This is a genomic window from Paenibacillus sp. RC21, from assembly GCF_044907935.1.
GTDB lineage: Bacteria > Bacillota > Bacilli > Paenibacillales > Paenibacillaceae > Paenibacillus > Paenibacillus terrae_A.
Genome location: NZ_JBIYCS010000004.1, coordinates 548,717 through 570,751 on the forward strand (window position 1 = coordinate 548,717; position 22,035 = coordinate 570,751).

Genomic DNA, 22,035 nt, shown 5'->3' on the forward strand with positions numbered 1-22,035 from the left:
TCCTGTTTTACTGACGTTTGGCAATTCCGTATCGGTCGGACAGCGCCTCCCCCAATATATTGAAGGCCATTACCACCACCAGAATCATGACGCCCGGATAGATCATTAATTCCGGATGACTGCGGATGTATCCCGTTCCTTCATGGATCATCGCTCCCCATTCGGGGGTCGGCGGCTGGATGCCCAGACCGAGGAAAGACAACGCCGAAATATCCATGATCGCCCAGCCCATTTCCAGCGTACCCATGACCACAATCGGCCGCAGTACATTCGGAATGATATGCCGCCGGATAATGGCTCCTGAGGAGGACCCGCTAATCCTTGCGGCAGCTATGAAATTCCGCTCTTTCAGACTGACGACCATATTGCGGCACATTCTGGCATAATACACCCACTGCACCATCATCAAGGCGAGCAGTACCTGCATGAGACCCGGCCCAAAAATACCGACAATACCCAGCACCAGCACCAGATTCGGAAACGCCATAATGCCTTCGCAAAACCGCATCAGTACACTATCGACCCAGCCGCCCAAATAACCTGCAACCGATCCGATCACGACACCGATACTAAGCGAGGACAAGAAAATTAATGTCGCAAAACCGAGCGAAATCCGCGCTCCATACAGCAGCCGGGACAGATTGTCCCGACCCAAATGATCGGTTCCCAGCCAATATTCTTTCGAAGGGCCTTCCAGCTTATGCAGTAAATTGACTTTAACCGGATCATGGGGAGCCAGCCACGGGGCCAGCGCCATAATCATAAAAAGAATCAAAAGCACTACAGAGCAGACCACGATCACCTTTTGACCCTTGAGCATTGTACGCAACCTTATCATCACTGCTCTGTTCGTCCCTTCGATGAAATTCGGGGATCCATATACAAATGCACCAGATCAACGAGCAAATTGCATACGATGAACAGGCATGCCGCCAAAAACACATAGCATTGTATGACGGGGATATCCCGGTTAAAAATCGCTTCCACAAAATAACGGCCAAACCCGGGCCATGAAAACACCTGCTCGACAATAATCGTTCCGGTCAGCAGCTTGCCCAGATTCATGCCCATACCCGTAATCAGCGGGGCAATGGCAATTTTGAGCACATGCTTGAGCATGATCACCCGTTCACGAATCCCTCTGGTTCTGGCATACTGCACATACGTTTCCTGAAGCTGCTCCAATACACTGGAGCGCAGCAGGCGCGTATATAGAGCAATCAGAACCAGCGACAGAGTCAATGTAGGCAACACCAGATGCTGCCATGTCCCCCGCCCCTCTACAGGCAGCCAATCCAGCCTCACGGAGAAAAAGAAGATCAGCAGATATCCCAGCCAGAATTGAGGAATAGACGCTCCAAAATAAGAAATTCCCCGACTAAGCATGTCGATCCAGCCATTTTTACGCATCGCCGCCAGTACGCCCAGCGGGATACTCACCACGATAGATAGCACCATACTGCTCAGCGCCAGCTCGACGGTGGCAGGCAGCCGAACCTTCACCTCATCCCACACCGGCTTGTTCGTCAGATATGAAGTACCAAAGTCCAGCCGACTGATTCTTTGCAGCGTCTGTATATACTGCGTCAGCAAAGGCTGATCCAGCCCAAACTCATGTCTTTTCTGCTCCAAAATTTCCGGAGTTGGATAGATATGAGCTGCCGTCAAATAGGCTTCGGCCGGATCAACTGGTGAAATATGAATGAGTGCAAAGGTAACGAGGGTGGCAAAGAGAACAATAGGAATGACCGCTACCATTCGCTTCCCGATATAGCTGATCATGAGTTGTCCTCCTATCCTGTAAACTATCGTTACCCTTCGATTTCAACTACTTCCCGATTTCAATTCCCTCAAACGGATTTTCATCCCGATTGGCCGGGAATACAAAATTCGTAATCTTTTTCTGATATACTGCGGTTTTCTTAATATACGAAATAGGCACAATGGCAGATTGCTCCTGAAGAGTCTTCAGAATCGAAGCATACAGCTCCTGACGCTTGGTTTCGTCTGTCGATGAGAGGGCTTCGTGTACTTGCTGATCCAGATCCTTCTTCATCGGAAGAGCGCTCAGTACCTCGGAAATCCCAAAGCTCTTCTTGGCAATGACATTAATAAAGGAATGCGGATCATAAGGCGCACCATAGTTGTACCAGAAGTACAGATCAAACTGATTGGATCTAAGGCGTTTGATTTGAACCGTCAGCTCCAGTCCGGTCAGGTTCACCTTGACACCCAGTTCTCCCCATTCCGCCTGAATGGTTTCGGCCATCGCCTTTTGGATCGGATCGGTCTTATCAAAAATCAGCTCAAAATCCAGCTGTTGTCCGTCCTTCTCCCGTACCGTGCCGCCTGCGGGCAGCTTCCAGCCAGCCTCATCCAGCAACGCTTTGGATTTTTCCACATCATAGTCAACGGGCTGTAAGTCCACATTTGTATACGGATAGTTTTTGGATAAAACAGTATCCGCTTTTTCCTCCAGCCCCGAGGTCACGCCTTCCACCATCGCCTGCTTGTTAAAGCCATGCTGGAGCGCCAGACGTACCCGAAGGTCTGCCAGCTTGGGATTGGATGAGTTGAGCAACAGGCTTCTTGTACCGACAGGCTCGGACAGCTTGGTCACATAATTATTCGTGTCGCGAAGCTGCTTGAAAGCATCCAGACTGATGACGCCCTCTCCGTAAATCAGGTCCAGATCGCCTTTCTCAAAAGCCATTACACGTGTTTCGCCATCGGGAATGATCTTTACGATAATTTTATCCACCTTCGGTGCGGTTCCCCAATAATTCGGGTTACGCTTGAAGGTCGCATATTCGTCTTGTTTGTATTCATCCAGCATCCAAGGTCCGGTACCTACCGGTTTCTTGATGCCTTTGGACGTATCTCCATCATCCGGGAACCCGGCTTCACCCAGAAAACGGAACGGACGAACGACGGACAAGTCCTGAAGCACCGGATAGTACGGCTCTTTGAGCGTCATGCGGAAGGTGCTGTCATCTACAGCTTCAGTTTTGTCGAGAACGCTTACTATACCAAGCCAGCTGTGCGTTTTCTCATTTTTCATGATAGCGTCAAAGTTCTTTTTGACAATAGCCGCATTAAATAGCGTTCCATCTGAAAATTTCACGCCTTTGCGCAGCTTGAACGTATATGTTTTGCCGTCCTTTGAAATGGTCCAGGCTTCAGCCAAAGCAGGCTCCAGCTTGCCACCTTGCTTGTAGCTGACTAACGGCTCATAAATCATGGATTGTGCAAAAAGTTGGGAAGGATTGTATACGTGAGGATTCATCGTACCAATGTCACGCGGCCACGATAGTGTGATCGACTTTTCATTGGCAGCTCCGTCAGTTGAGGTGGATGCAGGTGTATTCTCCTGCTTCGCGCAACCCAAAATAACGGATAATAAGAGGATTGCCACCAGCATAATGGTGGCAGTCTTGCGGTGTCGAACGGACATCAATGTATTTCCCCTTTTCTATATATGTGATAATGATTATCATAATCATATTTAGAATAGGTATCACATCCTATTTTGTCAACATATTCGACAAAGAAAGCTCATATTTATTTTAAATTTGTAGAATATGAGAGGTATGGCTCATTCCGTCAACGTTTGAAACAGAGTACGCGTGTATTCATGCTGTAACAGGTCTTTATCCCACTCCTGAAATATCTCCACAATCTCCCCCTGATACATGACGGCAATCCGATCACAAAACGGACGGGTGGATTGAAGATCATGGGTGATAAAAAGATAGGATAGCTGGCGCTCCTCCTGTGCTTTCTTGAGCATGTCCAGTACGGAAGCCTGCGTTTCCGTATCGAGATTGGCGACGGACTCGTCGAACAAGATGATTTCCGGCTCCACCGCCAGCGCACGGGCGATGCATACCCGCTGCTTTTGTCCGCCGCTTAGCTGCGATGGGTATTTCTCCAGACATTCCGCGTCCAGCCCCACCGATTCCAGTAAAGACAGGCAGATCTCCAGCGCTTGCGCTTTTCGTTCGGGAAAATAGTTACGGATCGGCTCCTCCAAAATATCTCGTATGATCATGCGAGGATGGAGCGAGGAAGACGAATCCTGTGCGACCAGCTGGATTCGTTTGTACAGATGGATATCCTTCATCCTTCCAGTGTGAATGGGCTGATGATCCAGCCAAAGCTCCCCCGAGGTCAACGATTCCAGCCTTAGGATACATTGTACCAGCGTACTTTTGCCGCTTCCGCTTTCGCCAACCAGTCCAAGGCATTCTCCCCGTTGCAGCTCCAGACTCACCTGCTTCACGGCGGCCTGCCCGCTTTCTTGCTTGTTGAACCAGCCTTTTCTCCGTCTGCGGACAGGATAGGCTTTGGTCACTTGCTTTAGTTCCAGTATCATTCGAGCATCCTTCCTTCCGGGCTCATCTCCAGTACACGATCCGCCACACGACTCACACCCTGACGATCATGAGAAATCAGCAAAATGGTGAGATCCAAGTCCTCTCTCAACTGTTGGAATAACGCCAGAACCTTGTCCCGGTTGATAACATCCAGCGCCGTGGTAGGCTCATCGGCAATAAAAAGGCGCGGACCGGAGCTTAGCATCGCAGCCAGCAGTACCCTTTGACACATCCCTCCGCTTAATTCAAAAGGGTACGAGGACAAAATATGCTCAGGGTCTGCAAACCCGACCTTGCTCAATAAAGAGCACAGATAATCCTCCTGCGCTTGAGTAGCGCAGCCTCCAGCCAGCTGTGCAATCCGTCTCAGCATCTGCCACATCCGGGGCAGCACGCCCTGTGGGGGGGCTTGATGCTGTACAGGGCGGGGTAGGTTGCCCAGCCCCCTCTGGTCGGGCGGCATCCAGCGCCGCCCGTGCAGTCTAAGCGTGTCCGTCAGCTGTGCGCGGACGGTACGGATCGGATTCAACCCGCTCAGCGATTGTTGAATGAGCAGGGCAATGTCCTCGCGGCGCAGCCTTTGCCAGCGCCGTTCATCGAACGGGACGATGTCCTCCCCGTTGTAGTACATATGCCCCTGCGTAACGCCGATCCCCGGCTCCAGCATGCCCGAGATTGCGTGCGCGGTCAGACTCTTGCCACATCCGCTCGGCCCGGTTAGAGCCACAATTTCCCCCGGATACACGGAAAAGCTGACATCCCGGAGCAGCGGTTGGTTGACGCTGTTCCGTATTGTTTTCCCATTCGCACCCGGCTTCCCACCTGCGTACGCACCTGCTGCTGCGCCAATACGTGTACCCGCTCCTGTGCCTATGGGGCATATCTCCAGATGTTCCACGTGCAACATTGGCTTGCGCCCTACCATATTTCCTTTCATCTGTCCTGTCCCATCCTTCATTCTGCCGCCCCCTTTTCGGAGAATCGGTCTCCCAGAAGCTGGCACGCAAGCACAAACAGCATAATCGCCAAGCCCGGAAAAATCATGACATGCGGCGCCACCTGAAAATACGACGTCGCATCATGCAGCATCACGCCCCATTCCGGCTTAGGCGGCTGTACGCCCAGCCCCAGAAAGGAAAGTCCGGCAACCATAAGCACCACTCGCCCGATGTCCCAAACCGCATACACAAGCAGCTGTGGCAGCACTTGTGGCAATACATAACGTCTCAGTACGCGCACATGTGAATTACCGGATAAACGGGCGTATCTCACATAGTCCTCCTGACAGGCTTTTTGAACAAGGGTGCGAATATACCGAACATACCCGGCCCACCGTACCGCAATAATGGCTAAGGTCATGTTTACAAAGCCCGGACCCAAGATACCCACAATCGCCACCGTCAAAATAATATCGGGAAAAGCAAGCACTCCGTCAATCACCCGCATGACTAGCTGATCCACACGCCCGCGCACATAGCCAATGAGCAAGCCTATCGGCAAACTGATGCAGAGCGTGGCTGCTGTAATCGCACAGGCAATCAGTACGCTTGTCCGAATGCCGTAAATCAGCCGTGACAGTACATCCCGACCCAGATGATCCGTACCAAATGGATATTTCCGACTAGGTGGTGCCAAACGGTTCAGAAGGTCCACATCAAGAGGATCGTGAGGAGCAACCCATGGAGCCAGTACCCCGAGCAGCACGATCAGGCCCAGCAGCACTCCTCCTGTCAGTAAGCTCCCTTTGAAGGACAGCCGCATGTTTTTCATTTTCAACTTCCTCCCCTAACGCAATCGCAACCTTGGATCTACAGCCGCCTGGACCACATCTACCAAACACTGAACACCTACGATTAAAAATGCAGCAAAAATAACATACCCCTGAATCACTGGATAATCCCGCTGCGTAATCGCATCTATAAAATACTTGCCTAAACCCGGCCATGAAAAAATCGTCTCTACGATGACATTGCCCGCCAGCATAAATGACAGATTCGTGCCTAACAGCGTGATGATCGGCAAAATCGCATGCTTGAATATCTCAAAAAACAGAATATGCGTGCGGGAAAAGCCTCTGGCCTTCGCCGCCTTCACAAAATTCCGGTCACCCAGCTCCAGCATTTGAGCACGCAGCACACGGGCTTGCACAGCCCCCAAACCTGCCCCAAGGGTCAGCGCTGGCAGTACCAAATGAGTCCAATCTTCCCGACCCATGGACGGGAGCCAGCCCAAACGGACGGAGAACAGGTAAATCAGCAGAAAGCCAAGCCAAAAAGAGGGGATGGACGATCCGAGCAGTGCAAACAGCCTTCCCAGACGATCCAGCCAACCGCTGGATTTTACCGAGGCAGCCAGCCCCATCCCAAGAGTCAGCAACGTCATGACGGCAAAGCCCGCCGAGGCCAGCTCCACGGTAGCAGGCAGTCTGTTCCACAGCTCGGTTAGCACCGACTCCTTGGATACATAGGAGGTGCCCCAGTGCCCTGTGAACACATCCCGCAGCCAGTTTACATACTGAATATGAAGCGACTCGCTCAAGCCCAGCTCCTTCCGCAGCGCCGTCAACGCCTCCTCAGAGGCAGGCACATTATGCGCAGTGAGCAGAATGGTAGCAGGGTCGCCGGGAGCCAGCCTCATCAGCACAAACGTCAGCGTGGATACAACGAACACAATGATGACAAGCTGCGCCACACGTTCCAGAATAAAACGAATCATAGGGTACGCAGCCCGTTATTCCGCAATATCGGATTGCGCCGTAATGTAGTAATATTCAATCGGATGCGGTGTAAAGCCCTCAACCCCTTTTTTCACCCCAAATACATTATCAGGGTGAACAATAAACGACTGCGGCAAATCGGTATTAATGATATCCAGCGCTTGCAATGTCACGGCATTACGCTGTGCTGTATCCTTCGCCAGCTTCAAGCTGCCAAGAAGGTTCTCCAGCGGTTTGGAACCATAACGGCTTACATTGGCCTCGCTTTTAGAGGAATAAAACATGTCCATAAAATATTGCGGCTCCCCCGTATGGGCAGTCAGCATACTGTACATGGCAAAATCCCAATCGTTTTTGGTTAGCGCCTCGTCGATATTTTCCACCTTGCGGATCTTCACCTGGATGCCCTCTTTCAGCAGTTGGCTCTGAATCACCTCAGCCATGACCGAAAGCTCTGGACGCTGAGGGAAGGTCAGCAACGTAACCTCGAACGGCTTGCCTTGCTTGGTCCATGTACCTTGGGCATCCTTTTGCCAACCATCCTTCGTCAACAACTGCTCCGCCGTTCCGTCCAGCGCTTTACGTTCCACCTTGCCGAAGAAGAGAATGCTCGGGAATGGGCTGCTTGCCTCCGTACCATAGCCTCTCATGATCGCACTCACAATGGATGCACGTGGTATCAGGCTGTCCACTACTTTGCGGTTCGCGGCATCCTTGAACACAGGCGACTCCATGTTATACACGATCATATGAGTGCGCAAAGAGGGAGCCGACAGCACTTGCAGCTTATCGTTCTTTTTTAATACCTCCGCGTTATCCACCGGAATATCAGTCGCTACATCTACTTCGCCAGATTGCAGCGCCAACAGGCGTGAATTGCCGTCCGTAATGAACTTCATCGTTGCTTCAGCCAGCCGTGCCTTCTCGCCCCAATATTCGTCATAACGCTCTACGACCAATGACTGATCCTTGTTGAACGCTTTAATTTTAAAAGCACCTGTCATCGCAGGGTAGCTCTGCTCATCCTTCATAGACGCTACATCCAGCACAATCGTCGATGGATCAGCCAGATTGGACACCAGCGCTGAATTGGGCTGGTTTGTCGTGATTTTCAACGACAGCGGCCCAGTTACATCAATCGACTTTACGTCTAGCAAATCCTTTGCCAAATGGCTTTTCTCGATGGAGCGCAGCAGGGAAGCCTTCACACTTTCCGCGTCCATACTCTTTCCGTCATGAAAAGTGACCTTATCCTGCAAGCTGAACGTCCAAACTGTGGGACTGTCCTGCTTCCATTCCTTGGCCAGCCAAGCCACTGGTTCCAGCTTTTCATTCAAACGGACAAGTGTCTCACCTGCGCCGGACCGCATGACATCCCAGCTATTGTCTCCGTGCGGGTCAACGCCCGACGGTTTCCACGTATACGCCATCACCAGTTTCTTATCTGCTGTAGCCTGTTGTGTGGATGTGTTCTCGCCCTTGCTGGGGCTATCCGCCGTCTTATTAGTTGTCGAGCATCCCGAAAGAGCCATAACTGCCAGCAGTAGCATCACCCCTGTACATATAAACCATGAACGCTTTTTACGATTGCTTATCATTCTATTGACTCCCCTCATCTTGTAATCTCATACATACCTAACGCGAAAAAAGCATCCCCGACCGCTTAATCAGCAGTCAGAAATGCTTTCATTATAAAATGCCTAAGCTCACCCTCTTCACCCTCTAAAAACAAGGGGGATCGGATCGGTTTCAGACATTCCCGTATGCAGCACGCCTAACCACCTCCCCAGCATCCCGTGGGTCTGACAGTGATGTTAAAACAGGCAGGTCTCCTGACTTCAGGCTTATCTCTCAGGCCTTCCCGGTTCTTCACAGTTCCAGTGGCTGTTCCGAAAGCTACAGCAATTCCCTGCTGATGCCTGTATACAGTGGCGGGTCCGTGTCGGAATCTACCGAACTTCCCTTTTAAGTGAACACGCACAACAGCCATCTACATGATTTCAGCGAAACCCTGTAGGTGGAAAGTCCGGTTCACACCTGTTTTCTTCCTTTATTCCTCTATATTACGAATTAGGACTATCTTATTTTGTTGTTACAGGCTTGTCAACAAATGTCGCATAATAATTTAAATTTTAATGATACAGCGAGAAACAAGGCTGTGGCTTTGCGTTGCGTGTACGCAATGGACGTGATAAAATTAGGTATAGAGATAACCACCGTGTCCGTATACTAAAAAGAGTCTTCGCCGCTACCAACGGCAAAGACTCTTAGGACTTGAAAGGCTGTGGATCACCACGGCGCGCTAAATGCTTAGCTAAACCCACCGTTAGGCGCCTAACCTAATTAAGCGGTGGGTTTTCGCTTGTTCCGAAATTTCCGACGTAGCCAGCGATAAAGTTTACGAATACTAAACACCAGGCTTAGTAACGTAACCATCCAACGCAACACATCGTAGCACGACACAAGGTTGACCATCGGCTTCACCCCCTTTCGGGAAGCTGCGCCGTGGTCTGAAAACATCCACCACTATTCAAAATCCATAAGGTAGATTATACCATGACCTCGCCTACCACTCTAGCAAATTCTTCTAATAGAATCTCAAACCCCGATCTTCATACAGGAAGAGGGTTTTATCAATAACTCTATGCCAAAAAGCCGGAAAAAGAGGCTTACGTCCTCTCTCCGGCGGTCTTTATCTAATCCTAATTATCAAACCTTCTGCGGAACCTCCGCCACCGTCCCGCCTTCGACTGACTCGCCCTGTTTTTTCGTTAAAACGATATTCAAGACAATCGCCGTAATCGAGCCGGATACGATGCCGTTTTGCAGCAGCATTTTGGCAAAGCTCGGCAGTTGGTCAAACACTTGGGGCAGCACGGCAGAGCCGAGGCCCACCGCAATGCTACATGCCGCTATCAGCAGATTGCTTTCCTTCCGCAAGTCCACTTCTGACAAAATAGACATGCCCGACGCAGCAACCGAACCGAACATGACGATCATCGCCCCTCCCAGCACAGCATTAGGAATCACTGTCGTTAAGGCAGCCAGTTTGGGCAACAGACCAAGAACAACCATAATACCACCCGCAGCAAAAATAACGTTCCGCGACTTGACACGTGTTAATGAGATCAGACCTACATTTTGCGAGAATGCCGTGTAAGGAAACGCATTGAAAATACCCCCGAGCATAATCGCAAGTCCCTCAGAGCGCAGCCCATTGACGATTTGCTTCTGCTCTACCTTCTGGTCAATCGCCTTGCCCACTGCCAAATAAACGCCCGTAGACTCGACCATGCTGACAATATTAACGATAATCATTGTACATACTGCCATAATGCTAAACTCAGGCTTACCAAAATAAAACGGCTGTGCAACACTCACCCAAGACGCTTGCGCCACTGGAGCAAAATGTACCATCCCCATCGCATAAGCGACCACGGTACCCGCAAACAGACCGATGAGCACAGAAATCGAGCGCAAAAAGCCCTTGGCCAACCGATTCACAAGTAAAATAACCAGTAAAGTAACTAACGCCAGCAGCAAATTACGCGGCTGTCCAAAATCCGCGCTGCCCTGGCCCCCTGCTACGTTATTCATCGCCACCGGAATGAGGGACAGGCCGATAATCGTAACCACCGAGCCCGTAACCACCGTCGGGAAAAAGCGTAGCAGCTTGCCATACAACGGTGCCGCGAGCACCACGAATATACCGGATAAAATAATGGCTCCGTACGCGGTCGCCAAATTCGAGGTCGACGCAATCGCGATAATCGGACCCACCGCCGTAAACGTACAGCCCAGAATGACAGGCAATCTACTGCCGAAAAACCGTGTGCCCATAATCTGCAACAACGTGGCAATCCCACAGGTGAACAGATCCGCAGCTACCAGATAGGCCATTTGGGCTGGCGTCAGGTGCAATGCTCCCCCTACAATCAGAGGTACGGCAATCGCTCCGGCATACATCGCCATCACATGCTGGAAGCCCAGCGCGAATAACTTTTGTTTGCTTAGCATCCCACATTCTCCTTAACGGAAGGAATCACCGCACCCGCTTCTTCTATAAAATGAACCTCGCCAGGTGCCATCGAAGCGATACGTGCAAGAGAACGTACGGCAATACCTCTTTGCTCCAGCAGTCCACGGCCTTCCTGAAAGCTCTTTTCAATCACGCAGCCGACCCCGGCCAGCTCCGCTCCTGCTTCCTTCACAATATCCGTAAGTCCGACCAATGCTGCGCCAGTCGCCAGAAAATCATCCACGATCAGCACATGGTCGCTGGTATCGAGATATTTTTGGGAAATACTCACCTGATAGGTTTCCTGCCGTGTAAACGAGTGGACCTCAGCGAAGTAAACCTGCTCGTTCAGCGTGATTGCCTTCTTTTTCTTCGCATAGATGAACGGAACACCCAATGCAATGGCTGTAGCCATGGCAAACTGAATGCCGCTTGCTTCAATCGTAAGCACCTTCGTAATGGGAGCACCGCCAAAAAGACGTACGAACTCCTTACCAATCTCCAGCGCCAATGCTGTATCTACCTGATGATTCAAAAATGAATCTACCTTTAATACCGTGTCGGATAAAATCTGTCCCTCTTGACGAATACGTTCTTCCAAAACTTTCATGATGCGGGTATCGCTCCTTCTTAAATAGAATAAATCTGCCAAAACCAAAAAAAGGACAGGCTCCCTTGAGTTGTTTCTCAAGTGAAGCCTGTCCCTGGGGTTGTAATCCCTGACGGATTAGCGCACAAATAAATGCCGCATTCATCCGAAGCCGATGCGCTATCACTCATAGTCGGACGATTACTGTGGTCGTCCGGTAGAAACTTTTGGGCCATATCCCCAATATTATACGAGTCATATGAAATTGATACCTTGTATACTACACCCTCTGGCGGGCGGTTTCAAGACTATTTTTCATACAGACAGCGGCACTTGAAGAACATTCCACAATTCGAACATTACAAAACAGCGTCCCCCTCCGATTAAGGTACATATATTGTAGAAAACGGATATTAATGCACATAAAACCACACAAACAATATTATATTTTATTTATAATTTGAAAAACAAAAATAAAACCATATATTATGTTTCCGTTTGTGTTGACTACACAGAAAAACGGAAGTAGTATTGAATTATATAAGATGTAAAGAGGCAGGAGCTTCGACTGCCGGGACTTCACCCACGTAAGGAGATTTTATATGGATAACTATCTTGCTGTTGATATTGGGGCTTCAAGCGGAAGACTCGTAAGTGCAACCCTGCAAGGTGGCCAGCTTCACTTGGAAGAGCTTCACAGGTTCGGCAACTCCTTTACGGAAAGGGACGGACATGATTACTGGAATGTCGATGATCTGTTTGACGAGATCATAAAAGGACTGCAAAAAGCCAAACAGAAAGGGATTCATTCCTGCACGCTCGGCATAGATACATGGGCTGTAGATTACGTCCTGCTGGATCAGGAAGGTCGTCGCATTCATGATATCTACGCCTATCGCGATGCACGAACTCTTCATGCACCCGAAAAGCTGCACCAGCTCATAAGCAGAGAAGATGTATATGAGAAGACAGGCATTCAGGAGCTGAACTTTAACACGCTGTATCAACTGTTCGTCCATGATCGGGAACAGCTCGCCCAAGCAGATAAAATTCTGATGGTTCCCGATTATCTGTATTACCGCCTTACGGGCATCATGATGAATGAAACGACAAATGCATCTACCATGCAGCTTTTAAATGTGAATACCCGGGAGTTGGATGAAGAACTACTGTCCCTGCTCCGTCTTCGCCGTAATCAATTTGCAGCGCTTACCAAGCCCGGTCAGACTCTGGGGGCAATCTTACCGGAGCTTGCTCAGCAGTACGATCTTCCAGACTGCCAGCTCATTGTCGTGCCTACACACGATACAGCATCGGCTGTGGCGGGTGTTCCGTCGAAGCGGGAAGAATCGTGGGCCTATATCAGCAGCGGAACGTGGTCACTTCTGGGTATGGAGCGGCGACAAGCCTTGAATACCAAGGCAGCCATGCAGGCGAACTACACCAATGAGTGGGGAGCTTACGATACGTACCGTTTTCTGAAAAACATTATGGGCCTATGGATGATTCAGGAGGTAAGAAAAGAGGGCGATTCCGCTCATAGCTTTGCCGAATTGGCCCAACTGGCTTCGGCAGAAACGCCGTTTGCCAGTCTCGTTCTCTGTAACCTGCCCGCATTTTTAAACCCGGATAGCATGACCCTTGAAATTCAACGGTTCTGCGAGGAAACGGGGCAACCCATTCCCCGGACACCGGGTTCGCTCGCCCGCTGTATTTTCGACAGCCTGGCCTTGAGCTACCGGGATGCCTTACATGAGCTACAGCGTTTAACAGACGAAACGGTTACTCAATTGCACATTGTCGGCGGAGGCGCTAACAACGAGTTACTATGTCAGCTAACAGCCGATCTTTTGGGGATTGAGGTTCACGCTGGACCTTCCGAGTCGACGGCCATCGGTAATATTGTCGTGCAGCTCATCAGCACTGGTGCTCTTGAGGATCTCCAGGCTGCTGGCAGTGTCATTGCCCAATCCTTCCCGACTCAGTTATATCAACCGAGGACAGTGGATGGACTGGAAGGAGTTCTGGAACGCTGGGAAAATCTCAGGAAGCAAACAGCGTCCTCTATTCAGATATCTCGATAAAGGAGTAAACCCATGAATCAAGCCATTGAAGTCAGTTATAACGAAGCAAAAAAGCTGTATGCCCGCCACGGTATTCAGGTGGATGACGTTTTACGGAAGCTTTCAGAGATCAAAATATCATTACACTGCTGGCAGGGAGATGATGTTCAGGGGTTCCTGTTCAAAGACAAACAGCTTAGCGGGGGCATTGCTGTAACAGGCAGCTACCCGGGCAGAGCAGGTACACCGGATGAATTACGTCAGGATTTAGAGAAAGCCCTGTCGCTCATTCCGGGTCAACACAAGGTCAATCTGCACGCGATCTATGCGGATACCACAGAACAAGTGGATCTGGATCAATTGGAGCCGCGCCATTTTCAGAACTGGGTAGACTGGGCCAAACAGCAGGGATTGGGGCTTGATTTTAACCCCACCTTGTTCTCCCATCCCAAAGCGGAAGACGGCTTCACGCTGAGCCACAAGGACCCTGAAATTCGCAATTTCTGGATCACACACTGTAAAAAATCACGTAGGATTGCGGAGTATTTTGGAAAAGAGCTCGGTCAGCCATGTGTTACCAACCACTGGATGCCGGATGGTTACAAGGATACCCCGATTGACCGCTTGGCTCCAAGAGAACGCCTTAGAGATTCTCTGGACGAGATTTTCAGTGAAAAAATCAGTGAAGAATACAACATAGATGCGGTTGAAAGCAAGCTGTTCGGCATCGGTTCGGAAAGCTATGTCGTTGGCTCGCATGAATTCTATATGGGTTATGCGCTGACTCGGGGTAAATCCATTTGTCTCGATTCCGGTCACTTCCATCCGACTGAAGTCATTTCAAATAAACTGTCTTCCGTGCTGATGTTCACCGATCAATTATTGCTCCATGTCAGCAGACCCGTTCGTTGGGACAGCGATCATGTGGTGACCATGGACGACGAATTACTCGACATTGCCCGTGAGCTGGTTCGCGGAGAATTGCTTTCCCGAACCCATATCGGCCTAGATTTCTTTGACGGCAGCATCAATCATGTGGCTGCATGGGTCATCGGAACACGCAACACGATCAAAGCGCTCCTTCGCGCTATGCTGGAACCGATTGAAGCATTGAAGCAGGCGGAAGAGGAACGGGACTTTACCACTCGTCTTGCCCTTGTCGAAGAATTCAAATCATATCCGTTCGGGGCCGTATGGGATTACTATTGCGCTCAAAACGGTGTCCCCGTTCGTGAAGAATGGCTGGCCGAAGCAAAAAACTATGAACAACAGGTACTGCTAAAACGGTAATTACCGCATGTATAAGCTTGTATGTTTAAATCATCCAAAGGGAGAGATCATCCATGACTACTGTACTGGAGAATCATAAAGAACGGAAATCGGAGCTGGATATTCCATTCGTCCGCGAGATGGCGGAAATTACGCAAAACATGTGGAAATTCGGCTGGGATGAGCGTAACGGAGGGAATGTCAGTTATATTCTGGATGAAGCAGAGGTATCCAAATATCTTGATATCCATCATGTTATTCGTACGATCAAACCTGCTTTTCCTGTGAATGAGTTGGCAGGCAAATATTTTATCGTCACCGGATCAGGCAAGTATTTTAAAAACGTAATCTCCGATCCAGAAGCCAATTTAGGTGTCCTCCGTGTCTCGCAGGATGGCGAGCAATTGGAAGTCTTGTGGGGCCTCAAGCATGACGCGGTACCTACCAGCGAATTGCCGTCTCATTTTATGAGCCACATTGAGCGCTTGAAGGTCGATCCTAACCATCGTGTTGTAATCCATAATCATGCCACCCATGTCATTGCCATGACCTTCATTCATAGTCTGGACGAAAACCAGTTTACCAAAACACTGTGGGAAATGTGTACCGAATGTATTGTCGTCTTCCCAGACGGTATCGGCGTAATCCCTTGGATGGTACCGGGCTCCAGCGAAATCGGCCGCGAAACGGCCAAAAAAATGAAGGATCATCACGCCGTATTATGGCCTCATCACGGTATTTTCGGAACAGGCAGCTCCATTGATGAAGCGTTTGGCCTGATTGAAACGATTGAAAAAGCGGCGCAAATTTATATGCTCATTGCTAAGCATGATATCCAGCAGCGGATTACGGATCAGGAATTGGCGGATCTGGCCAAAGCCTTTAACGTTATTCCAAAAGAAGGAATCCTCAACGTATAAACATAGGCTAACCTCATAGCTCACAACTTAAAAAGCTCCACGGCTTGTCTCAAACCAGCCATGGAGCTTTTGTTATGCATATCGGGATATTACACTTTATGCTTCTCTCTATATTCATTCGGAGTTACGCCGAAATAGTCTTTAAATTTTCGGTAAAAAAAGCTCAAATTATCATAGCCGATATCGGCCGCAATATGATAGACAGGTGTATCCGTATTGGAAAGAAGGAGCGAGGAACGCGTCATTCGGTGGATCAAAATCAATTGTTTAAACGATCGTCCGGTCGATTTTTTAAGTAGCGCACTCAGGTAGTTCGGATGGAAATTAAAGTGCTCTGCTGTAGAAGCAAGCGTACACGTTTGGAAGTTCTCTTCCAGGTAGTGAAGAATCTCAATGACGGATGGATGGGAAGACGATTTGGCATGCTTCTGGTTCGTATCAAATTGGAATACGCGCAATAGTTCAGAAAAGATCAAGACCATATAACAGTCGATCATCTCTTCAGAACACAGGGATTGATCATAATATTCACACAGAAGCTCCCGCATAAACAAGCCGAGCTTTCTGCTGTTTTCGGAATGAAAAATAATGTATCTGTTGTGCGTCTGATTATCCGAAATTGCATTCACCAGAAAGTCCGTAATCATGCTGCGACTGGACAAGCGACTTAGAAAAGAAGTTGAGAAATATTCTCTGCTCATTGAAATGTTCACAATAATATCATTCTCGCCTGTCGCCAAAATCGCATGTGGCGCTTCGGTATCTACAATACAAATTTGGCCCTCGGTTAATGTCACCGTCTGATTGTTGATGATCTGTGTACACTGCCCCGAATAGACATAATTCATTTCAATATCATTGTGGATATGCATAGGAACCTCAGCAAATCGACTGTGCTTTGTAATCTTGATTTTGCCGCCCTCCAAATAAAACACAAACACTTTTTGGCCGTTATATTCAATCTGTTTAATGCTGTTATATTTCTCGGACAGATACGGATGTTCTCGATAGGCTTCCTCACTTGCCGTCAATTTACGCAGCTTGCGATCCAATTCATCATGTTCCATTAACCCCATCACCCCTCCTATTATTATAACCTTAAGTTTGGACAGTCAACAACTTGTATTTCGGTATTAATATCCCTAAATAAAAGCGTTATCATGTGAGTATAGAAAGAGAAGTTATCATTTATATCTAAAATATTACAATACACATAAAAGTACACTATTAAGAATATTTTCTTCGGCAAAAAAGTAGTATTCCATAAAAAAAATTATAAATATTCCGGGGGGATATCCATGAAAAAAATAGAAGACGTGCTCGCCGGTCGGCAAGACAACTATATACTCCCTTTCTTTTGGCAGCATGGTGAAGATGAAAGTACGCTGAGAGATTATATGGAAAAAATGCAAAGTACGGGCATTCAAGCCGTATGTGTCGAGTCACGGCCGCATCCTGACTTTGTCGGGGACAAATGGTGGCGAGATATGGACATTATTTTAGATGAAGCCCGGAAACGGAGCATGAAGGTGTGGATTTTGGATGATTCCCATTTCCCAACCGGATATGCCGTCGGGAAAATCAAAAGTGATTTTCCACATCTGCAAAAAAGCTTCCTGAAAACACATCAACAGGATTTTGCAGGTCCACTGAAGCACGCCAGTTTTCTGGTTAAATGGGCGGCCCCGCACCCGGGAGACCGGATTATCGGTGTCATTGCTGCCAAGAAACAGAACATGGATGAGGTTGACACTGATACTTTGATTGATATTAGCCAGTATTTGCATGATGGCAAGGTGTACTGGGATTTGCCGGAGGGAGAATGGCGAATCTTTACACTGGTGCAGACTTTTTACGGTGGAGAAAAGGAAACGGAAGGCTACCTGAATCCGATTGTACCGGAAGCGACGCAGGTCCTGATTGATACGGTATACGAAGCGCACTGGCAGCATTATGAGGCGGACTTTGGTTCTACTATTGCAGGCTTTTTCTCCGATGAACCCCGTTTTGGGAATATGCATGGCGCGTTCGGTTCCATCGGGAGATTCGATATGGTGCTGCCGTGGCGCGACGATATGCTTGATCTGCTGAAGCCGCTGCTATCTGGAGAGGTTCTGCGTTTGCTGCCTTTGCTGTCCGTAGATGGGGGAGCGCAGGCGCACAACGTCCGTTATGCCTACATGAATCTGGTCAGCCAACTGTATGCCGATCACTTTACCGGCAAGCTTGGCGGATGGTGCCGTTCGCATGGGGTCGAATACATCGGTCATTTGATCGAGGACAACAATGCTCATGCGCGACTTGGCTACGGAACAGGGCATTTTTACCGGGGATTGTGGGAACAGGATATGTCCGGTATTGATGTGGTGCTGCATCAAATTATGCCGGGCATGGATCGTGGAACCTTCAAATCCTTTACCTCAAAGGGCTGGGATGGAGAATTTTTTCATTATGGATTGGCGAAAATGGGGGCTTCTCTGGGGCATATAGATCCCAAAAAGAAAGGCCGTACGATGTGCGAAGTATATGGTGCTTATGGCTGGGGAGAAGGACTCAAGCTGATGAAATGGATCACGGACCATATGCTGGTTCGGGGAGTGAACTATTTTGTTCCGCACGCCTTTTCGCCCAAACCGTTCCCTGACCCGGATTGCCCCCCACATTTCTATGCAGACGGGAAAGATCCGCAGTTCAGATACATGCACATTCTGATGCAGTATATGAACCGCATGAGTCACTTGCTGACGGATGGCATCCATATCGCTCAGGCAGCAATCCTGTATCATGCAGAAGCAGAATGGTCAGGGGATTATATGCTGTTCCAAAAGCCGGCACGAGAGCTGACTCAGCATCAAATTGAATTTGATATTGTGCCTGCTGATACGCTGGTTGACGCAATCGTCACAGATGGACAGCTCGTTGTAAACAGCGAACGTTTTGCATGTGTGGTCATTCCTTATGCTGAAGCGCTCCCCTACTCCCTTTTAACCGCATTAGGAGACGGGCTGGATCAAGGACTGCGCGTATTCTTTGTAGGAGGCTTCCCTGAGCGCTCCAGTGAGGGCAGCGGTGCAGAAACAGTGCTGGACAAAATCCGTCAACACAAGAATTCCAGACTGGTTTCATTGGAAACTATAGCTGAAAAACTGCGTGATGAAGGTATCTATGAAATAAATGTATCGGATCACCAGCCGTATCTGCGCTATTATCACTACCAGCAAGCGGACGGAGATGTGTTCATGTTTTTTAACGAGCACCCCTATGAGTCTATGACTTCATCTATTGATATTCCATTGTCCGGCAACGTATATGAGTATGACGCTTTGGCGAACCAGCTTGTACAGTTGGATTCGGGTGTCCATCCCGCCGGAACGACTCTGTCTCTGACACTGAGTGCATATGAATCCAAAGTTTTTATATTCAACAGCAGGTTGGATGAGAAACTGGTATCCATGTCAACTCCAAAAACCAACTTATCTGATGCTACAACAATGATAATCGAGGGAAAGTGGAAGGTTTCCTTGGCCTCTGCGGAGCAATATCCTCACTTTGGCGAACAGATTGAACTGAAAGAACTGGTGAATTTAGCAACCCCGGATTTATACCCAGAGTTCGTAGGAACCGTGAGATACCAGATTGATTTTGAGGTCACAGCTATGCCAAAGCAGGCGCGATTAGCACTTGGGCAAGCATATGAAGTCGCTGAAGTCTGGATCAACGGTCACTCGGTCGGAAGCCGGATCTGCCCACCATATGATTTTGATGTCACCAAAGCGTTGGTCCCAGGTATAAATACGCTGGTCATTGAAGTAACCAACACGCTCGTCAAAGAGCAAGCCGACTTCCTTTCACAGTATCTGTTACAGGAGCCTACTGGCTTGATTGGACCCGTTCAGTTAACGATGCAGCCATGATGTGATGTTCATAACCCTGGCTCTTTCGAGATTGGAAGAGCCAGGCATTAAAGAAGTATGCTGGAGGGGTTAAAATGGATAAGCAGAAATTAGCCAAGGATATCCTGGAGGGCGTCGGCGGCGAGGAAAACGTCGAGAGCGTCGTTCATTGCATGACCCGGTTACGTTTTAAACTGTATGATGAAAGCGTACCCAACAAAGAAAAAATACAGAAATTGAAGGGCGTTAAAGGAGTTACCCTAAATGGCGGACAATATCAGGTCATTATCGGTAACGAAGTAGCCGACGTCTATGAAGAGCTTGTGAAGTCTGCTCAATTGGGTTCAGGGGATAAAAGAGGTTCATCTGCTCCCAAGAAAAAGCAGAATTGGTTCAATAATATTCTGGAGACGATCGCGAGCTGCTTTACACCATTGCTTCCTGCACTGGCTGGAGCCGGGATGGTCAAAGCGCTACTGGCTATTCTCACCACACTCCATGTACTTTCCGAAGACAGTGGTACTTACCAGATATTAAACGTTATTGGAGACGGCATATTTCATTTCTTGCCTATACTGCTTGCCATAAGCGCTGCCAGAAGGTTTAAATCCAACGAATTTATAGCTGCAACGATTGCCGCGGCGATGCTCCATCCCAATTTACTGGATTTAAAAAACGGCGGTGCCAGCACGATTGATTTTCTCGGCCTGAACATCCCTCTGGTGAATTACGCTTCTACGGTCATTCCGATTTTGCTAACCATCTGGTTAACGTCTTATGTCGAAAAATTTGTTTACAAACGTACACCTAATGTACTAAAAATCGTATTAGCACCATTAGTAGTGCTTTTGGTTATGATTCCTCTAGCCCTGTATGCCATCGGACCTGTGGGTACGTATGCAGCTCATGGAGTGACAACCGCCATTAATTTCTTGTTTAATACGTCCGGACTGTTGGCCGGGTTTATTCTGGGTGGCTCCATTCAAGCCCTCGTCATCACAGGCATGCACTACGGACTAATCCCAATCATTGTGCAATCCCTGGCTGTGAATGGCTATGATTATACAATACCGGCAACATTTATGGGGGTTATGGGGCAAGCAGGTGCGATCTTAGGCGTTCTGCTACGCACCAAAAACAAAGAATTGAAATCACTCTCCGGCTCTTCTCTGCTCTCCGCCTTGTTGGGGATTACGGAACCCGGAATTTATGGAGTCACACTGCGACTGAAGAAACCTTTTTATGCAGGCATGATTGGCGGGGCCATTGGTGGAGCTATTCCCGGCGCTGTAGGGGCCAAAGCGATTACGATGGCTCCAAGCGGTTTACAATCCCTGCCTATCTTTGCTGGCCCGACATTTGTTTATGTGATTATTGGTATCGTCGTCAGTTTTACCATCGGGGCCGTTGTATCTTATCTGCTTGGATTTAAAGAGCCTGACAATGTGGAAGACGAAGGTGACAATGAAAAGAATACTTCAGACGAGATGAAGCCGCTATCAGGAGAAAAAGTGCTATACGGTCCTCTGAACGGAACTATCATTGAACTAAGCGAAGTTAGCGATCCCGGCTTTGCTGCCATGGGCAAAGGATTGGCTATTATCCCGGATCACGGACGGGTGATCGCCCCATTTCAGGGTAAAATCGCTACCGTAGCTAAAACGAAACATGCGGTAGCCATTGTCGGCGATGACGGAACCGAGGTGCTGATTCATGTAGGCGTAGACACCGTGAAGCTGAAGGGTGAATTTTTTACGACGTATGTTCAAGCAGGTGATGAAGTACAGACGGGAGATGTACTACTGGAGTTTGAAGCGGGCCCGATCAAGGCTGCCGGGTACGACACCACCACCTCTATCGTCATTACGAATAGCGATGAGAACACCGAGATTTTGAACAATGCCGGGGCAACAGCCGTTGAACGCGCTCCATTTATGACCGTTATTGCGAAATAACCCGGTATGCTGAGAGACAATAGAAAACAGGACTCCTGTGCTGTGTGCATAAGGAGCCCTGTTTTCGTTTCGTTACCTATTCTTTTAATTCATGACAGTTACTTGAATTCGGATGTTTCACGAATAGCCCGATTCGTCAACTGGTTCAGGACAGCGTCCTCCATCGGCTGGTTATGCAGAAGTTTTGATTTATAACCCTAAATTCCAATGAATTAACTTGTAATTATACATTCCTT

General features: G+C 48.8%; 16 protein-coding genes and 2 riboswitches. Of the genes, 5 read left to right on the plus strand and 11 right to left on the minus strand.

Annotated elements, in window-relative coordinates:
• Positions 1–7: 7 nt before the first annotated feature.
• The 10 genes from nikC (ABIA61_RS15995) to ABIA61_RS16040 form a co-directional block, all read right to left on the minus strand.
• Complete coding sequence (gene nikC, locus ABIA61_RS15995; protein WP_283656350.1) at positions 8–838, minus strand: nickel ABC transporter permease subunit NikC; 831 nt, start codon at positions 836–838, stop codon at positions 8–10.
• Positions 838–1,782, minus strand: coding sequence for a nickel ABC transporter permease subunit NikB (gene nikB, locus ABIA61_RS16000; protein ID WP_283653870.1), 945 nt, complete (start codon positions 1,780–1,782; stop codon positions 838–840). The genes nikC (ABIA61_RS15995) and nikB (ABIA61_RS16000) overlap by 1 nt, the downstream gene beginning before the upstream one ends.
• Positions 1,783–1,828: 46 nt before the next feature.
• Complete coding sequence (gene nikA, locus ABIA61_RS16005) at positions 1,829–3,454, minus strand: nickel ABC transporter substrate-binding protein (protein WP_283653871.1); 1,626 nt, start codon at positions 3,452–3,454, stop codon at positions 1,829–1,831.
• A 141-nt stretch (positions 3,455–3,595) separates the two neighbouring features.
• Entirely contained in the window at positions 3,596–4,375 is a 780-nt protein-coding gene (locus ABIA61_RS16010) for an ABC transporter ATP-binding protein (RefSeq protein ID WP_283653872.1), read from the minus strand.
• Positions 4,372–5,334, minus strand: a complete 963-nt coding sequence (locus ABIA61_RS16015) for an ATP-binding cassette domain-containing protein (protein ID WP_283653873.1) — start codon at positions 5,332–5,334, stop codon at positions 4,372–4,374. The genes ABIA61_RS16010 and ABIA61_RS16015 overlap by 4 nt, the downstream gene beginning before the upstream one ends.
• Complete coding sequence (nikC, locus tag ABIA61_RS16020) at positions 5,331–6,146, minus strand: nickel transporter permease (protein ID WP_283653874.1); 816 nt, start codon at positions 6,144–6,146, stop codon at positions 5,331–5,333. Before nikC (ABIA61_RS16020) ends, ABIA61_RS16015 begins: the two co-directional genes overlap by 4 nt.
• Positions 6,147–6,161: 15 nt before the next feature.
• Positions 6,162–7,091, minus strand: a complete 930-nt coding sequence (gene nikB, locus ABIA61_RS16025) for a nickel ABC transporter permease (protein ID WP_404520547.1) — start codon at positions 7,089–7,091, stop codon at positions 6,162–6,164.
• A 15-nt stretch (positions 7,092–7,106) separates the two neighbouring features.
• Complete coding sequence (locus ABIA61_RS16030; protein WP_404580988.1) at positions 7,107–8,690, minus strand: ABC transporter substrate-binding protein; 1,584 nt, start codon at positions 8,688–8,690, stop codon at positions 7,107–7,109.
• A 207-nt stretch (positions 8,691–8,897) separates the two neighbouring features.
• Positions 8,898–9,095, minus strand: a riboswitch (cobalamin riboswitch).
• Positions 9,096–9,801: 706 nt separating this feature from the next.
• On the minus strand, positions 9,802–11,109 hold the full coding sequence (locus ABIA61_RS16035; protein WP_404580989.1) for a nucleobase:cation symporter-2 family protein: 1,308 nt from the start codon (positions 11,107–11,109) through the stop codon (positions 9,802–9,804).
• The gene (locus ABIA61_RS16040; protein ID WP_404520553.1) at positions 11,103–11,720 is read right to left on the minus strand and encodes a xanthine phosphoribosyltransferase; all 618 of its coding nucleotides are present in this window, start codon (positions 11,718–11,720) and stop codon (positions 11,103–11,105) included. Before ABIA61_RS16040 ends, ABIA61_RS16035 begins: the two co-directional genes overlap by 7 nt.
• A gap of 149 nt (positions 11,721–11,869) precedes the next feature.
• Positions 11,870–11,973, minus strand: a riboswitch (purine riboswitch).
• Between the two features lie 328 nt (positions 11,974–12,301).
• On the opposite strand from ABIA61_RS16040, the gene rhaB reads away from it, so the two are divergent.
• Genes rhaB through rhaD form a run of 3 tightly spaced genes read left to right on the plus strand, consistent with a single transcriptional unit; the run spans position 12,302 to position 15,951 of the window.
• Positions 12,302–13,783, plus strand: coding sequence for a rhamnulokinase (gene rhaB, locus ABIA61_RS16045; protein WP_404520555.1), 1,482 nt, complete (start codon positions 12,302–12,304; stop codon positions 13,781–13,783).
• 12 nt (positions 13,784–13,795) lie between these two features.
• Entirely contained in the window at positions 13,796–15,052 is a 1,257-nt protein-coding gene (gene rhaA / locus ABIA61_RS16050; RefSeq protein WP_404520557.1) for an L-rhamnose isomerase, read from the plus strand.
• 53 nt (positions 15,053–15,105) lie between these two features.
• Positions 15,106–15,951 carry a rhamnulose-1-phosphate aldolase gene (gene rhaD / locus ABIA61_RS16055; protein ID WP_283653881.1) on the plus strand — a complete coding sequence of 282 codons (846 nt, stop codon included), beginning with the start codon at positions 15,106–15,108 and terminating at the stop codon, positions 15,949–15,951.
• An 89-nt stretch (positions 15,952–16,040) separates the two neighbouring features.
• Here the strand turns inward: rhaD and ABIA61_RS16060 are convergent, their stop codons facing one another.
• Entirely contained in the window at positions 16,041–17,018 is a 978-nt protein-coding gene (locus ABIA61_RS16060) for an AraC family transcriptional regulator (RefSeq protein WP_404575681.1), read from the minus strand.
• 231 nt (positions 17,019–17,249) lie between these two features.
• Between ABIA61_RS16060 and ABIA61_RS16065 the strand changes: the two genes are divergently transcribed.
• Together ABIA61_RS16065 and ABIA61_RS16070 are read left to right on the plus strand one after the other, a co-directional pair.
• On the plus strand, positions 17,250–19,865 hold the full coding sequence (locus ABIA61_RS16065; RefSeq protein ID WP_404580990.1) for a glycosyl hydrolase: 2,616 nt from the start codon (positions 17,250–17,252) through the stop codon (positions 19,863–19,865).
• Between the two features lie 74 nt (positions 19,866–19,939).
• Positions 19,940–21,799, plus strand: coding sequence for a beta-glucoside-specific PTS transporter subunit IIABC (locus ABIA61_RS16070; RefSeq protein WP_404520564.1), 1,860 nt, complete (start codon positions 19,940–19,942; stop codon positions 21,797–21,799).
• The last annotated feature ends 236 nt before the right edge of the window (positions 21,800–22,035 follow it).